We start from the raw sequence: 16,672 nt of genomic DNA, 5'->3' as shown, positions 1-16,672 counted from the left end.
TTAAGTCCCTCTTAAAATATCAATACATGATGAGATCAATCTTCGCGCTATTTTTTGCGGTCCAGTTTACCGTAGCAGCGCAGACACCTCAGGTTCCGCACAAGATGCAGTTTGCGGACATGACGCTCACGATCCGCGATGATGCCCGCCGGGAAATCCAGAAAGATGTAGACGCGTTAACCGCTTCACCACGTCATCACAACATCAAGGTTGAACGCGCCAAAACCTACTTCCCCATCATCGAGAAAATCTTCAAAGAAGAAAATGTACCTGACGATTTCAAGTATCTCGTGTTGCAGGAGAGTGCGTTGATTCCGGATGCTGTATCGGTTTCAAAAGCTGTTGGATTCTGGCAGTTCAAAGATTTTACGGCACTTGAAATGGGACTGCGGGTTGATAAGGAGATTGATGAACGTATGAACATCGTTTCTTCTTCGCGTGCAGCCGCCCGCTATATCAAGAAAAACAATGTATACTTCAACAACTGGATCTATGCACTGCAGGCTTACCAGATGGGAGCCGGTGCTGTACTACGCAGCGAAAAAGACAGTAAGAGCGGTGAGAAAAATATAGAGATCACCAGTAAGACATATTGGTATGTAAAGAAATACCTCGCCCACAAAGTAGCGTTCGAAGAAATGGTGAATGGCGAAGGACAGATTCGTGTGTTATCCTATCAGAATCAAAACAAGAAAACACTCACCGACCTAGCAAAAGAGGTTTCCGTAGATGAAGCTGAATTAGTAGCCTATAATAAATGGGTGCGCTCTGGTACTATACCAGATGACCGGGTATATGCAGTAATTATACCAGTGAAAGGCAACGGTGCTGATATAAAATTACCGGAAGATGCCGTGCTTGCAAAGGCAGGCGATGCCAGTGCCAAGAAGAATGGAGAGTCAACATTAGCGTCTGCTAAGAAGGACAATCGTAAAAAAATAAATGGTATCACTGCGATACAAGTTCATGGAGGCGAGAGTGCATCACAAGTGGCAACGCGTGCTGGTGTTGATCTGTCGTCATTTTTAAAATGGAATGATATATCTGTTTCAGATCAGATGCGCGATGGTCAATACTACTTACTTGGTAAGAAACGTGCGCGGGCAGCAACAGCCTATCACACTGTAGCGACTGGTGATAACTTGTGGAGTATAAGTCAGCAGTATGGTGTGCAGGTAAAGAAGTTGAAACGCTATAACCGACTTGATTCGGATCAGGATCTTAAACCTGGCATGACGCTATGGTTATCGGCACGCAAGCCTAAAAATTCTGAAAGCACAGCACCTCCATCCAACGTTATACAAGTGGACAACGCACAAACTTTTGCGTGGGATGTAAACCCTTCCGAAACACAGGCCACCACAACGACAACACCGGCTGTAAAAACACCACCGGCTACACAAGAGACTATAAAAGTTACGCCACCACCCGCGAAAACAGAGCCAGTCGTAAGCATCGATACAACAACAGTTGTTGAAGAACTGATTAAACCTGTAAAAATTCAGGAAGCTGTAGATTCCTCTAAAACCTTACAAGCTCAGGTAACGGTACCGCAACCTGTGGACACAATGGTGCAACGCGTGCCCGAAGTAATAGTGCCGGAACGTCCTGCTACGCATACTGTACAGCAGGGGGAGACACTTTATTCGATCGCGCGCCAATATAATTTAGGTGTAATGGACCTCGTGAATGCGAATAATCTCAACCTGCAGGAAAGCATCAAGCCGGGACAGGTGTTAAAGCTTTCTGAAAGTCAATCGATTGAAAATAGTGTTGTAACGCCTGATAAACTTTCAGAAGTTGAGCACCAGGTAAAGCCTACGGATACACTCTACAGCATTGCCCGCCAATACGGTGTTACGATCAAAGAACTGATGGAATGGAATAATAAGAAAGATTTTGCTTTATCAGTGGGTGAGCGCCTCAAGGTGAAGCAAAGCAAGTAGTAACGTTTTTTATATTTTTCGTTCTATTTTATTACTTCCTGTTCGGAAATTGTTAAGCTCGTTCCCAAATATTCTAAAAAAGAATATTTTTGTGTTTCGTGAAATCGGATGTGTGGACTGAATTACTGATTATTGAATGCAAACAGACACTAAAGCTATCGACCTTGTAATGCTCGTAGATGATAACGACACTGATAATTTTATCAGTAAGCGTATCATTGAAATCACAAGGTTTGCCAAACGCGTAGAAGTGAAAGGTTCCGGAAAGGCGGCATTGGATTATCTGCGCGAAAACCAAAATGTTCCTGAGAATCTACCGAGTCTCATCTTCCTCGACATTAACATGCCGATCGTAGATGGTTTTGTTTTTTTATATGAGTTCGAAAAATTCAACGAGCTCGTTCGTAATAAATGCAAGGTTATTATCCTTTCAAGTTCTGATAACAAACGCGACATCGATAAAATCGTAAACAACAATCACGTTATAAAATTCATTACGAAACCTCTTACTGAAGTAGCGCTTGACGAGATAAAACTCAACAACATCTAAGATTTTATACTTTGGGTTTTAAGTCCTAATTTCGGCTTAAACCCCAAAAACGTATGAATGAGAAGAAGATCAAGGTTGTAACTGTTTTAGTTGTTTTAATTTTATTCGCGCACACGCACTTGCAGGCTCAGATCGTAAAGCCTGATACACTTTCGAACTGGCACAAGAAATTTACTTTTACACTGAATTTTAATCAGGCCTCTTTTTCTTCCAACTGGAAGGCAGGGGGTGTAAATTCCGTTGGCTTTAATTCAGGTTTGAATTACAAGGCAGGTTATGAAAAGGGACATTCGAAGTGGGATAATGAAATAGATCTTCTCTACGGATTTGTAAATAACTCCGGACAAGGTTTTCGTAAAACGTTGGACCGACTATATCTGGATACAAAGTATGGCTATAAGCTGAATGATAAGTGGGATATTTTTACATCACTGAATTTCTTATCACAATTTTCGAAAGGCTATAAATACGAAGACGATGCTACCGGAAACGAGCAGGCATTAATCATCTCGGATTTTTTAGCACCGGCATTCATTACTTCAGCATGGGGTGCTGAATATCATCCTACTACATATTTCAAACTACGCTTGTCTCCCTTTGCTCCGCGACTTACTATCGTGCAAGACCCAACGCGCTTTACAAAAACCGTAGGGCCTGAACCGTATGGTGTAGATTCTACCAAGACAACACGATTTGAATGGCTCGCCTTTCAGATGACGGCAGAGTTTGATAAAGAGATCTTCACCAATGTAAATCTCAAATGGCGTTACCTCATGTTTGCGAATTATGAAACACTTGAACTCAAAACAATCGACCACCGTGTTGACCTCATGATCACTGCGAAAGTAAATCGGTTTATCAACGTAAGCCTTGGCGGTATTCTGCTCTACGACTATGACCAGGACAGCGGTGCACAGTATAACCAGTTATTCAACTTCGGGTTCATGTATTCATTCCAGAATTTTGAAGACAAGAAGTAATCTTTGAGTAAAGAAAGAGAAAGGCTCGAAAACATTCGGGCCTTTTTTATTTCCATTCAGCTATAATTTTAAATTGCATACGCGAAGCGATCGGAAGATTGCGTTTCGTGTTTATAACCCAATCGAAATATGTCAGTAGGAAAATTTACAGAGGCCATTCAGAAATCCTATACCACACATCTTCCCGCTATACACCTGGGAGCTGGTATATATCAAAATGAAATTATAGCCGATGCAAAGGTATATCTGCCCATGCGTATGATGAACCGTCATGGTTTGGTAACAGGGGCGACTGGTTCCGGTAAAACACGCACGCTGCAGTTGCTGGCCGAACAACTCTCGGCAGCCGGTGTGCCTGTATTTATGCCGGATATGAAAGGCGATTTATCGGGTATGGCCAAAGAAGGTGTTGCAAACGAGAAGATACAGGAACGTGCCAAGGCATTGGGTGTTGAATATATACCTGCCGCACTTCCGGTTGAAATATACTCCCTGAGTGGTAAACTGGGCGCACAGATGCGGGCAACCGTTACCGAGTTTGGTCCGGTGCTGCTTACAAAAATTCTTGAACTTAACGATACGCAAGCCGGTGTACTGAATATACTCTTCAAGTATGCCGATGATAAAAATTTACCGATTGTAGATTTCAGCGACCTGAAAAAAGTATTAAACTATCTCACCGAAGGACCGGGTGCAGCAGAGATTAAAAGTGACTACGGAAAAATATCCTCTTCTACCGCCAGTACCATTTTGAGGAAGATTGTATCGCTGGAACAACAAGGTGTTGATCAGTTATTCGGTGAGACATCCTTTGACGTTGACGATCTCTTCGAGAAAGTAGATGGCCGTGGCGTTATCAGTTTACTGAACGTAGCAGATATGCAATCGCAGCCTGCAGTGTTCTCAACGTTTATGCTGGCATTGCTGGCGGAAATATACCAGCGCCTGCCCGAAGCCGGTGATCTTGATAAACCAAAGTTGATCTTCTTCCTCGATGAAGCACATTTACTTTTCAAAGATGCTCCGAAAGCTTTCCTGGATCAGATCGACCAGGTTATTCGCCTGATACGCTCGAAAGGTGTAGGTATATTTTTCTGTACACAGCTTACACAAGATGTACCGCCTTCGGTATTGGCGCAGTTAGGTAATCGTGTTCATCATGTGATCCGCGCGTTTACGCCAAATGATGTAAAGGCACTCAAAGAGACGATCAAAACATTTCCGAAGTCTGAGTTCTATGAAATGGAGCAGCAGTTTACTCAACTCGGCACCGGCCAGGCATTCATCACCGTGTTGAATGAAAAAGGTATACCTACCGAAACGGTTGTCACGCACTTGCTGCCACCTGCTTCGTATATGGGACCGCTATCTGAACAAGAGTATAGCACGTTGCTGAATAACTCTGACTTCTATAAAAAATATAAAGATGCGGTAGATCCACAAAGCGCTTTCGAGCTATTGAATGAACGCATGCAGCAAATCGAAGCGGAAAAAGAAGAAAAGCAGGAAGAAAAGAATGCATCATCTTCATCGCGCACAACATCGCGCAAGCAGGAAAAATCTACATTGGAGGAAGTAATGGGATCACCACTTGCCAAGCAGGTAGGACGTGAGCTCGTTCGTGGTGTATTCGGCATGCTCTTCGGCAGCAGCGCACCGCGCAGAAGTTCACGCAAACGCAGCAGTATATTTTAGGTAAGGATTGAAAAATTGTAAGATTGGAATACACCTATATCGATACCATAATCTTTCAATTTTATAATCTTCCAATTTTCCAATCTCTCAATTCAACAAGTTATGTGGGAAGACAACGATGACGATGCGGACGATGATTACGATCCGGAACAAGAGCGGAAGCGCATGGAAGCACTTCCTATTTTTCAGAAGGCAGAAGAGATCCGTGAATTGACAAGACGTATTATCGATTCGATTGATGACGAAGAGGTACGCATGATTCACAGCAATATCATGCTGGAAGATTCCATTATCCTTTCAGCCAAAATAGCAGGAGCGGAGGCCATGGATGATTTCATTATGAAAATGGAGAATGCCACCATTATAAAAATTCATGCACGCAGTCTGCTAACACAAACGGCATCACTACTCTTTGAGGAAGTACTTCCAGAAGAATACCTGCGTTTGCTTCGCAAAGAGATCGAAGCGTTTCGGCTCTTGTTTCGCGATTGGATCAAAACCTTTCATAAGTCTCCGAAGGAAGGCGATGGATGGGGACTTTTTGTGGAGGATGACGATATATAGATATAGTGCCGGTTAAGCACTATATCTTAACCGGCTCTGCAACCACCGTTGCCTGCATAATAACTTTTGTTTTGATGGAGTTTGAGATCAGACAACTAGCTTCAGACTTCTGAAGCACCTTGTTTGCCTTCTCTGTATCTTTTTCGTCTGCTATAATTACCTCTGGGTATAGCCTCACTTCCGTCATCATAAATTTGCCATCTGCTTTCTCGAGCTTTCCTTGCGAGTTACAACGAAAGGAAATGAAATCCAGTTTGGAGTTTTCGGCAATAGCAAGAAATGTTGTCATGAAGCAACTGCTTACGGAAGCTGTGAATAAATGTTCAGGCGACCATATACCCGGTATACCTTTGGGAAATTCCGGTGGTGTTGCCACTTCGATACATCCGCCTGTCAGTGCATCGTTTTGCGTTAACTCCGGAGAGCACATCATGCCCCTGCGATCTTTGCTCCAGGCTATATTAACCGTATATATATGTGATTCCATTTATAATTTGTTTTGCAGTTGATTCCAGCCCCCTCCGTTATGAACATTTGTGTATCCATGTGTTTTTAATATACCGGCTGCCTTGCCGCTTCGCATACCTGAGGCACAGCAAGTAATGATACAGACATCCTTACCGGGAAGTCTGTGAAGATTATCGGCAAGTTCATTTACAGGTATATTAATAGCATGAGCGATGTGTCCTGAAGTATATTCCTGCTTTGTGCGCACGTCTATAATAACAGCACCTTGCTTTAGCTGTTGTTTGTAATCAAATGCAGGTTCCATTGAGAATATCCGTTTTATGAGTTTTATCATATTCGAAATTATTTAAAGACTTGGTGTATACTTAATTCTTTGTTTGGTAAAGGTAGATGTGCCAAGAGTGCTTCTTCCTGATAATCGTCAGTGACAGCATTGATGTTTTTCAATGCGAGACCCGGTTATGGTTTATTTTTTTTTCGATTGACCAACACCAGCCTGGTCTAGTATTTTCTCCAGTGGACAAAAGCGCGTAAACGATGACTGAAGCAGGTTAAACCCTACAAATATAGCCAGTGCTATCCAGTACGGATGTATCCAGTACGCCAGTGCTACACTGGCCAGTACCATGCTGCCGGCGAAGGCGCGTATTATTCTTTCTTTCATAAATATAAAGTGTTTATTAGGTGATATATAGTTGTTGATTTATGGATGGCTCGATCGTTTCATTCTATAGTACAGCAACGGTACAACCAGCAAGGTTAGAAATGTGGAGGTAATCGTTCCACCCATCAGCGAAATAGCTAGTCCCTGAAAGATGGGATCGAACAAGATGATCACCGCCCCAAGCACCACCGCGCCTGCCGTCAGTAATATTGGCGTAGTGCGCACAGCTCCAGCTTCGAGAATGGCCCGCTGTAACGGTATGCCTTCTGCGAGACGTATATTAATGAAGTCAATTAGCAAAACAGAATTGCGAACCATAACCCCGGCCAGCGCAATAAATCCGATCATGGACGTGGCTGTAAAGTAGGCATCCAGCATCCAATGGCCGAGTACGATACCGATCAGTGACAACGGAATGGCTACCAGCATAACAATCGGTACCCTGAAATCCTGGAACCACCCAACGATGAGCATATATATAATAATGATAACTGCTGCAAACGCTATACCCAGATCGCGAAATACTTCGTAGGTAATTTGCCATTCTCCATCCCACTTCAAAGTATAGTTATCTTCCAGCGCAGGTTGTGCGTTGTAGGCTTCGGATAGAGTATATCCTTTTTTCAACGGAATTGATTTCAGTTTGTCAGATATTTCCAGCATGGCATAGAAGGGACTCTCCAGGTCCCCAGCAAGATCTGCCAGTACATATACTACGCGCTTCTGATTCTTCCGGTAAATGCTTTTAGGACGAATCGTTTCCTGTACCGAGACGAGGTCGCCAACAGGAACGGCATTGCCTTTCGCGTTGATTATTTTTAAATTCATCACATCAGCAATAGAGGCCTTATCGGTATCATGTAATTGCAGTACTATATTTACCGGTTCAAATGCGGCAGCGTTATGAATCATACCGGCTGTGATATCGGATAACGAAGCTTGCATAGTAGCCGTGACTTGCGCAGGCGCTATACCGTGGTGCATGGCTTTCTCACGGTCCACGACAAAGCTATATTCGCGTTGATTATCCTCAGACATCCAGTCGGTATCAACCACTCCGTTTGTGGTTTTGATCTGTTCTTTTAACCGTGAGGCAATGCGTATCTGTTCGGTATAGTCAGGACCATAGATTTCGGCAACAATGGTAGAAAGCACAGGCGGTCCCGGTGGTACTTCCACCAGTTTAACATTGGCATGATAGCGCTCTGCTATTTTTTGTATAGCAGGTCTGTATTGTTTAACCAGGTCATGGCTCTGTATACTTCTGTCTTTTTTGTCGGCCAGGTTCACCTGTATATCAGCTACGTTATCACCTCTTCGCAAATCGTAATGGCGAACCAATCCATTAAAGCTGATCGGTCCCGCAGAGCCGATATAGGCCTGGTAATTTGTTACCAGATTTTGCTGGGCTATATATTGCGATATCTCGCGCGTAACTGCGGCTGTTCGTTCCAGCGTGGTGCCTTCCGGCATATCAATGATTATCTGAAATTCATTCTTGTTATCGAACGGCAACATTTTTACGGCCACCCAACGTGTATAGAAAAATGAAACCGAAAGAAGAAGTATTCCCACTATACTCATAACAAATGTCCATCGCATCCAGCGTTTTTGAAGCATTGGCTGTAGCAACATAGCGTATAGTTTATAGATGGTAGATTGTTCCAGTGGCTGGGGCTCTCTCTCGGTATGTGTTTCTTTTTCTTTCAGAAAATAATATCCGAGATACGGTGTCAGTGTTAGCGCCACAACCAGCGAGAGCAGCATGGCTATGGAAGCTCCGATCGGCATCGGACTCATATAGGGCCCCATCATACCCGATACAAATGCCATTGGCAAAACAGCCGCTATAACGGTGAATGTTGCCAGTATAGTAGGGTTTCCAACTTCATTTATAGCGAATATAGCAGCTTGCAAAAACGGCAAACGTTTCATCTTGAAATGCCGATGCATATTTTCAGCGATAATGATGGAGTCGTCAACTACGATACCCGTAATAAAGACAAGTGCAAAGAGCGTGATGCGGTTCAATGTATAGTCGAGAAAATAATAGCTGAACAGCGTCAGAGCAAAAGTTACCGGCACCGACAGGAATACGACCAGGCCACCGCGCCATCCCATAGCGAGCATTACAAAAACGGTAACCGCGATGATGGCCACCAGGAGGTGAAGCAGCAACTCGGACACTTTTTCAGACGCTGTCTCTCCGTAATTTCTGGTTTGTGTTATATAGACTTCATCCGGTATAAGTTCTTTCTTAAGATGCTCAACTTTCGAAACAATCTGATCGGCCAGCTTCATAGCGTCAGCGCCTTTTTTCTTGGCGATGGAAAGTGTTACAGCCGGATACTCGGATGAAAATTTATTGGCCTCGTCAACATTATACCGGCCGTTCCCATAGTAAACATACTGCGATGGCTTGGCCGGACCTTCCTGTATCGTGGCAACCTGCTTCAGGTATACGGGCTGTCCGTTATGGGTACCTACAATCAAGTCTCCCACTTCAGCGGCTGAGCGTAGAAAGTTTCCGGTATTTACAGAGAAGACTGTGTCCCGTCTTATCAGGTTTCCACTCTGCAACTGCGTATTGTTACCCTGTATATAGTTACTGATAGTCAGTATATCGACATGGCTATACGCCATTTTATCGTTGTCCAGTGTAACGTTTACCTGGCGGTTTCTGCCCCCGGTAATCTGAACGGTAGCTACATCTGTAATTTTTTTGATTTCACCGGAGAGTGTTTGTGCCAGTTGCCTGAGTTCGTAGTCGCTATAGGTCTCGCTCCATAAGGTTAGTCCGAGTACAGGCACATCATCGATGGCCCTGCTTTTTACCAGTGGCATGGTTACACCCGCCGGCATCTGGTCCATATTTTTCAGCAGTTCATTGTATAGTTTTACAAGCGAACGCTCTATGTCTTCGCCAACGTAAAATTGTACAATGAGCATTGCCTGTCCCTGCATGGAAGTTGAGTATACATGTTCAACTCCCTTAACGTTAGAGATGATTTTTTCAAGAGGTTGTGATACCCGCGATTCTGTCTCGGCTGGCGATGCGCCCGGGTAACGCACAAATATATCAGCCATCGGTACATCGATCTGCGGCTCCTCTTCCCGCGGAATAAGGAGAGTACTATAGCCGCCAATCAATAGAAAGGCTACCATCAATAAGATCGTCAGCTTCGATTGTATAAATGCCTTGGCAATGCTGCCCGATAAACCTTCTTTCATGTTCATTGAATTATATATGGATACTCACAGCTGGTTATTGTATGGCAACCGGCACACCATTATACAAGCGTTCATCGCCGGCAAGAATAAATTTTTCTCCGGCTGTTATGCCTGCAAGAATTTCAACACGGTTACCGATTGTTCTGCCAATACGTACCCATCGTAGCAAGGCTGTGTTTTCCGAACCAAGGGTATATATACCGGTGAGTTGGTCTTTCGAGAAAATAGCGGCAGCAGGAACCGTAACGATGTGCTCATGGGTAGCAAGGTGTTCGTCTATAGCAATTACTACGTTCACATTCATGCCTGAATACAAAGTATAATGTGTACTGTTGGGTATATCAATTTTTAACAGATACTGTCCGCCACTGAATCGCGAAGAAGGACTTACTTCTGAAATTGTACCCTGTATGCTTTGTCCGGTTGATTTAACGATCACATCCACGGGCATTCCTTTTCGGACACGCGGTATATATACTTCCGGTACCGAAGCACTTACCCGGTGAAGAGCCGATTGTTCCAGTATCAGGATAGGCTGCCCGGGGTGTGCCATCGTTCCGGCATCCATGTTTTTCTGCACAACAACGCCATGAAAGGGAGCCTTGAGATTGGTATAGTCCAGCATAGCTTCAGCCTCGTATTGCATTTGTTGTGCGGCTTCGGCTTTCGCTTTCACCGAAGTATAGCGCAGGGAGGCATTTTCAAATTCCCGGGTTGATACACTTTGCAGTTGATGTAATTCAGTATAGCGTTCGTAGTCTTTCTGTGCATCATTCAATGCAGCCTCGGCTTCTGTTACCATGGCCTTAGCCTGCGCACGCCTGGCCTGTATATCCTGGTTGCTGATGGTGGCAAGAAGTTGTCCTTGCTTTACAATATCACCGGGTTTAACATGTATTCCGGTAATGAAGCCCATTACGCGGGTACTGATCTCGGCTGTTTCGCCAGCTTCAATATAGCCGCTTACATGAATGTTGCTATCAACGGTTGTCTCAGCGATGCCAATGGTTACAGGAACCGGGTTCGCTTTCTTTACTTCGGTGCCGGCATGATCACTACTGCATGCGCCTGTGAATATACTTACGGGCACGAGCACGGTGATGCCTAGACTATATATATACTTTTTCATACTTCTTGTTTTATTTGTCAGAGGTTTCTGTTAAAAAATATAGGTATAGTTGTGTTGTGGTTAGCTGAAATACAGCTTGTGCATAGTGGAGTTTTTGCTGTGATAATAGTGTTTGCGCCTGGAGGATGTCATTGGTAGTAACTAACCCTTGCGCATAGCGATTTTGCAGGATCCGCAAAGCTTCGGTTGCCTGTGCTACGGCAGTACGTTGTTGCTGTAGTAAAAACTGCGCATCCAGTAATTGGCGTTGGGTTTTACTGATCTCCAGTTTGCCTTGTTCTTTCTGATGGCGGAGTTGCTCCGCTATTTTATTTTTCAGAATACGTTGTTCATTCACTTTATGGCGTGTAGCCATACCGTTAAATACATTCCAGGATAGCTGCAGGCCGGCCAGGTAGGAGCCTGAGCCGAATCCCAGGGCATCGTCATCGTTAAACATATACTCAGCAAAAGCATTGACGCGGGGCAGGTACGACATCCGCGTTGCGTGGATCATACGATCCTGTGCATCGACCGATAATTGCATCGCCTTGAAGTCGGCCCGGTTATCCGGAAGTATAGGCGTAATTTCCGCAGGCATGGTAACAAGCGTAGTGTCGGTCTGGTAGAGTATACCGGTTGGTTTTCCCATCCACAAACTCAGGTAATCTGAAATGTTATACAGTGCACTGGTTGCTTCAGCCAGTTGGCTTTCCGTAGCGGCTATCTGTACTTGTACATGCAATACATCCGAGGGTTGTAAAAGGCCTTTTGCAAGACGGTTAACAGTAGCAGTATGAATCGATTTTACAGTGCGCAGTGCTTCTTCCAGCGTATGCTTCACGCTATAGGACAATTGTAACTGCGCGTAAGTTTTCTGTACTTCAAAAGCTGCGTACGATTGTGTTCGCCTGGTTTGCCAGGTATATGCTTCCGTTTGCAGGTAGGCTGCCTGGCGCTGCTGAAGCTGATCGAGATTCAGAATTGGCTGACGCCATTCAGCTTTCGTAGTATAATTCTGAATGGACGAAGGATGATTCAGTATCTCCGGATTGAAATCAGACTGGGTAACATTCTGTTGCTGGAGTTTAGTGCCAAACGCGTTGAGCGGATTGTTCGTGCTGATGGCTGTATAGCTTACCGCGAGTTGCGGAAGAAATATGGAATTGGTTTGTTTGAATGCCGCTACGGCACGTGCTTCGTCCAGTTGCGCCTGCACAACGTCCGGGTTGTTTTTTAGTGCGGCATCTAACGCATCAGCAAGCCGCAGAAAGGTATATTCCTGCGCTTCTGATATGGTTGACGAGCATAGCGAAATAATCAATAGAACCGATAATACCTTGTTCATTATCTTTTTTATGCAAAGTTACCGGAGCCGTTACCGCTGCACTGTGACCTGGGTCACGTTCAGATTTCTTTATAAAATCTTCCGGATTGGTTCATTGAAAAGTGATCTGCCTGAAGGTGAGGACATAAAAAAAATGATTCAGAACGGATTAAACCTTCACGCTGCAGCGTTGTCTAACAAACCAAATATTTCTTTATGAAAGCAATACAATTTGTTTTGGGGTGTGTGATGGTCTGTGCAATAATGAATTCATCTTTTGCAACAACTTCTGTACCACGCGACAGCACCGGGGTGCCGGGCGATAATTTCAGCCTGGAGGGCGCCCTCGAAATGTTCAGGAAAGCGGAGTCGCCGGAAGAGTTTGAAAAGATGATCAACACCGAAGATAACAAGGTAAACAACCTTGATCTTAATGGCGATGGTGATACGGACTATATCAAAGTAATAGACAAAGGCGAAGGCGATGCGCATGCATTTATACTGCAAGCCGCTGTTTCTGATAATGAGAGCCAGGATATAGCGGTAATCGAACTTGAAAAGACTGGAGGCAGCGATGCTGTTGTACAGATTGTAGGCGATGAAGATATATATGGCGAGCAGGTTATTGTAGAGCCTGCGGATGAGAACAGGGCAGCAACACAATCTGCGCAGGCACGCACACGATCAAGCACAACGACCAACGTTGTTGTAAATGTCTGGACATGGCCGGTAGTGCGTCATGTATATGCCCCGGGCTACGTGGTATGGATTTCTCCCTGGGGATGGCGCGCCCGTCCCGTATGGTGGCGTCCATGGAGACCGGTGCATTACCGTGTTTTCTATCCGTATAGAGCGCCGTATCATCGGCGCTATGTGGTGGTGCATCACCACCGTGTAGTACATGCACATCGTATATATACTCCGGTGCGAACAACTTCAGTAACCGTGCATACGCGCAATCGTGCCTCGGTTGATCACTACCGCACCACACGCACATCACGCAGCACTACCGTTACAAGAGACAACAAGCAAACCAAAGTAACCCGCAGAACAACAACGGTGCAGGGGAAGAATGGTAAAGCAACGAAGCGTACAACCCGCGTACGAAGAAAAGACTGAGGCTGATTCACGGGCGGTTCAGACGGTATAGTATAGGTCGAACGGATATATACTATACCGTTTTTTATTCTGCTGCTTAGAAATCGAGACGTGTTATTTCGTTTCGCGAAACTGAAATTCGTTTTTGAGACTCCATCTTTTTAAGCAACCGCGAAATTACTTCACGCGATGAGTTGAGATCATCTGCGATTTCCTGGTGCGTCATCGTAATCTTGTTGCTCTTGAAAGATTCAAACTGCCGTTTTAAATAAAATTCAAGTTTCTGGTCCATGGAATGAAACGCAACCTGGTCGATCACTTCCAGCAGTTCTTCAAACCGGCTGCGATACGTTTCCAAAACAAAATAGTACCATTGCCGGTGGTCGCGCATCAGTCCATCCATATACTGAATCGGAATCGCCAATGCTTTTACGGGCGACATGGCTTTTGCTTTGATAGCACTTGTCTCATTCTTGGCGGCACAGATCATGGAAAGCGCACAGGCACTGCCTTGTTCGAGGTAGTATAAAAAGAATTCTTCGCCATCATCTCCTTCGCGGTATAACTTTACCCGGCCATCCAGTATCAACAGCGAGTTTTTGAAATACTGTCCCGGCCGCATCAGCATGGTCCCTTCCTCGAAGTTTGTTACCTGTCCTATAGCTTCCAGGTGTGCTAACAGCTCTTCATCAAACTGCGGAAAAATGGTTTGTAGCTGCATAACCCGTTTATTGTTTGATGGTGAACGGAAGCGATACCAGGATTTTTTCCCAGCGTATGGTAAGTATACCCTGCTGGTCTGATGGGGCTTTGATACCGTATACCAGTCGTTCCTGCAAGGTTGCTATATTTTGAGGAGTAACATTTACGCGCACTACATCTTCCTTTGCATTATAGTCATCCGCAAGATGCTGATTCCAGTTGCGATTGATAATGACTGTCCACTGATCTTTACCTGGAATGGTGAAGATGGCATATTTACCCGCGACAATGGTAGTACCGTTAATAACTATATCCCGGTTAAACTCCCACGCGGTAGCCTGATGTGCGCCCGTTACCCAGACTTCTCCGTAAGGAACAAGACCTCCCCAGATCATACGGCCACGCACAGCTGGTGCATGGTAATGCAGCATCAGGTGAGCTTGCCCTATCTGAGCATGTACTTCTTTGGGAATACTTTTCTTCAACGTATCTGCCGGAGCGGAAGCATGGTCGTGTTGCGCCATCACTACATAGGCAAGCATACAGACCAGCATTGTCATCACTATTCTCATCACTTTATATTTTTAATCATTAGGACTTGTTCCGAAAGATAATACTCAAATGCAAAGAGATTTTCATTTCAATACGCCTTTTCCGTAATTTTTATACTGCTTCAGGTATAGGACAGGAAAATAAAATCACGGTTATTGCACGTGCAAACTTGCTGTGCAACACCCCCCGTTAAAGCATGGCTGAAGAGTTTACCGGTACGATGCTAAATCTTATAGCAGGCATAAGTTTTTTAGTATATTACCTGATGTAAACTTGGTTTGCCAAAGCGGAATGAATCCACCGTCAGCTATAGCCTAACCTGTAACCTGCTGCCGGGGATGATTGACCGAAGCATAAGGTTTTACCCTCAAACCAGATGTATGGTAAAGAAAATCGAATTTTTACTCGTTGGTAACCGCGGTGAGAAATCATTGTCAGATTACCGCCGGGCAGTACTTACGGGATATTGTATTCTTGTTTCGTTCACAACGGCCTTATACTATATTATTGTTAACTGGCTCTATAATTTTAACCCGGCCGTTTATTTTTACTATATACTTATTGTTATACTGCCCATTGCCTTGTGGCTGAACAGAATGGGCAGACACTGGTTTGCCAAAAGTGTCATCCTGTTAATCGTGAACTTTGTTGTATTTGCTTTTTCATCGCGCGAACCACCCGTGCCCTCTGCATTTTTATTTTTTATTATGTGCAGCCTCATGGCACTTGTACTTTTCGATGCCAGGGAGAAAAAGAGTACAGCGCTGTTTCTGTCACTGTCGGCAGGTCTGTACCTTTTGGCAAGGTTTACAGAATTCAGCCTGGTACCGCCACGCCCTATAGATTCTGAGTATCTGGTGAAAGCCTATAACAACAACCTGGTAATTGTATATTCCTTTTCGGTGCTGGCGGTATATTTTCTGGTAAAGATCAATTATACCGTAGAGGCATCGCTCGAACATCGTGAAAAACAAATACTGGAAAAGAACAAGATCCTGACAAAGACAAACGAAGAACTGGATCGATTCATCTACAGTACATCACACGACCTGCGGGCTCCGCTCAATTCCATCGAAGGACTCCTCAACCTGAGTGAGAAGACAAACGAAGCGTACGATTTGAAAATGTACCACCAGATGATGCGTGAGCGCATACGCAAGCTCGAAAGCGTACTGGGTAATATCAGTCAATACTCTAAAAATGCCAAACTCGAAATCGAGAAGAAACACATCAATCTGAAAGAGTATGTTAACCGGGCATTGTTTGATGTACGCTATATGGAAGCAGCCGATCGTGTTCGGGTAGATGTCGATATTCCAGATTCGGTTGTGGTTGAGACAGACCCGATGCGTCTTTCGATCATTCTCAATAATCTTATCTCGAATGCTTTTAAATATAGCGATCAAGCCAAAGAAGATCCCTATATCATCATTCGCGGGTTCCTGGCTTCATCGCGTATAACCATTATCATTTCCGATAACGGTGAAGGTATAGATGAAGATCAGCAACCCAAAATATTCTCGATGTTCTATCGCGGAACAACACGCTCCACCGGGTCCGGTCTCGGATTATACCTGGTAAAAGAAACAGTAGAGAAACTTGGCGGCTCCATTACCTTATCGTCTGTGCGAGGTCGTGGTACTACATTTACTGTGGTGCTATAGCTGTGTAGCAGGTGACCATTATCGCACATTATTATTACAGATGCGTACATGATAGTCATAAGATTCGGTCATTCAGCTGCTGAATGACATTGGCATATTATTGGAAAGTCTGCCTGCTCATAA

General features: G+C 44.5%; 15 protein-coding genes. 7 read left to right on the top strand and 8 right to left on the bottom strand.

The features are described from left to right. Positions 1–26: 26 nt before the first annotated feature. The 5 genes from ACFQ21_RS08105 (at position 27) to ACFQ21_RS08085 (ending at position 5,735) form a co-directional block, all read left to right on the top strand. Positions 27–1,946, top strand: a complete 1,920-nt coding sequence (locus tag ACFQ21_RS08105; RefSeq protein WP_377577396.1) for a LysM peptidoglycan-binding domain-containing protein — start codon at positions 27–29, stop codon at positions 1,944–1,946. Positions 1,947–2,082: 136 nt separating this feature from the next. Further along, complete coding sequence (locus ACFQ21_RS08100; protein ID WP_377577393.1) at positions 2,083–2,496, top strand: response regulator; 414 nt, start codon at positions 2,083–2,085, stop codon at positions 2,494–2,496. A gap of 53 nt (positions 2,497–2,549) precedes the next feature. Beyond that, positions 2,550–3,476, top strand: a complete 927-nt coding sequence (locus ACFQ21_RS08095) for a DUF3078 domain-containing protein (RefSeq protein ID WP_377577390.1) — start codon at positions 2,550–2,552, stop codon at positions 3,474–3,476. A 129-nt stretch (positions 3,477–3,605) separates the two neighbouring features. Further along, entirely contained in the window at positions 3,606–5,171 is a 1,566-nt protein-coding gene (locus tag ACFQ21_RS08090) for a helicase HerA-like domain-containing protein (protein ID WP_377577387.1), read from the top strand. A gap of 102 nt (positions 5,172–5,273) precedes the next feature. Then, a complete protein-coding gene (locus ACFQ21_RS08085) occupies positions 5,274–5,735 on the top strand; it encodes a hypothetical protein (protein ID WP_377577384.1) in 462 nt (153 codons plus the stop codon). Between the two features lie 19 nt (positions 5,736–5,754). On the opposite strand, the gene ACFQ21_RS08080 is transcribed toward ACFQ21_RS08085, so the two are convergent. The 6 genes from ACFQ21_RS08080 to ACFQ21_RS08055 all read right to left on the bottom strand — a co-directional run bounded on the left by ACFQ21_RS08080 (position 5,755) and on the right by ACFQ21_RS08055 (position 12,554). Then, the gene (locus ACFQ21_RS08080) at positions 5,755–6,222 is read right to left on the bottom strand and encodes an OsmC family protein (protein WP_377577381.1); all 468 of its coding nucleotides are present in this window, start codon (positions 6,220–6,222) and stop codon (positions 5,755–5,757) included. Further along, complete coding sequence (locus ACFQ21_RS08075; protein ID WP_377577378.1) at positions 6,223–6,537, bottom strand: rhodanese-like domain-containing protein; 315 nt, start codon at positions 6,535–6,537, stop codon at positions 6,223–6,225. A gap of 132 nt (positions 6,538–6,669) precedes the next feature. Beyond that, positions 6,670–6,867: a YgaP family membrane protein gene (locus ACFQ21_RS08070; RefSeq protein WP_377577375.1), complete on the bottom strand. Its 198-nt coding sequence runs from the start codon at positions 6,865–6,867 to the stop codon at positions 6,670–6,672. 39 nt (positions 6,868–6,906) lie between these two features. Beyond that, entirely contained in the window at positions 6,907–10,098 is a 3,192-nt protein-coding gene (locus tag ACFQ21_RS08065; RefSeq protein ID WP_377577373.1) for an efflux RND transporter permease subunit, read from the bottom strand. Between the two features lie 34 nt (positions 10,099–10,132). Then, a complete protein-coding gene (locus ACFQ21_RS08060; protein WP_377577370.1) occupies positions 10,133–11,227 on the bottom strand; it encodes an efflux RND transporter periplasmic adaptor subunit in 1,095 nt (364 codons plus the stop codon). Positions 11,228–11,237: 10 nt separating this feature from the next. Then, positions 11,238–12,554 (bottom strand): TolC family protein, encoded by a 1,317-nt coding sequence (locus tag ACFQ21_RS08055; RefSeq protein WP_377577367.1) that lies wholly within the window; start codon positions 12,552–12,554, stop codon positions 11,238–11,240. Positions 12,555–12,797: 243 nt separating this feature from the next. Between ACFQ21_RS08055 and ACFQ21_RS08050 the strand changes: the two genes are divergently transcribed. Further along, positions 12,798–13,652 (top strand): hypothetical protein, encoded by an 855-nt coding sequence (locus tag ACFQ21_RS08050; RefSeq protein WP_377577364.1) that lies wholly within the window; start codon positions 12,798–12,800, stop codon positions 13,650–13,652. Positions 13,653–13,728: 76 nt separating this feature from the next. On the opposite strand, the gene ACFQ21_RS08045 is transcribed toward ACFQ21_RS08050, so the two are convergent. After that, positions 13,729–14,352 carry a Crp/Fnr family transcriptional regulator gene (locus tag ACFQ21_RS08045; RefSeq protein ID WP_377577362.1) on the bottom strand — a complete coding sequence of 208 codons (624 nt, stop codon included), beginning with the start codon at positions 14,350–14,352 and terminating at the stop codon, positions 13,729–13,731. A gap of 7 nt (positions 14,353–14,359) precedes the next feature. Continuing rightward, the gene (locus ACFQ21_RS08040) at positions 14,360–14,905 is read right to left on the bottom strand and encodes a DUF2911 domain-containing protein (RefSeq protein WP_377577359.1); all 546 of its coding nucleotides are present in this window, start codon (positions 14,903–14,905) and stop codon (positions 14,360–14,362) included. Positions 14,906–15,265: 360 nt separating this feature from the next. Between ACFQ21_RS08040 and ACFQ21_RS08035 the strand changes: the two genes are divergently transcribed. Then, positions 15,266–16,549, top strand: coding sequence for a sensor histidine kinase (locus tag ACFQ21_RS08035; RefSeq protein ID WP_377577356.1), 1,284 nt, complete (start codon positions 15,266–15,268; stop codon positions 16,547–16,549). The last annotated feature ends 123 nt before the right edge of the window (positions 16,550–16,672 follow it).

Origin of the sequence: Ohtaekwangia kribbensis (assembly GCF_042676245.1) — a bacterium.
GTDB classification, from domain to species: Bacteria; Bacteroidota; Bacteroidia; order Cytophagales; family Cyclobacteriaceae; genus Ohtaekwangia; species Ohtaekwangia kribbensis.
The sequence above is the reverse complement of the archived record's forward strand: the minus strand, read 5'-3'. Positions and strand labels throughout refer to the sequence as shown.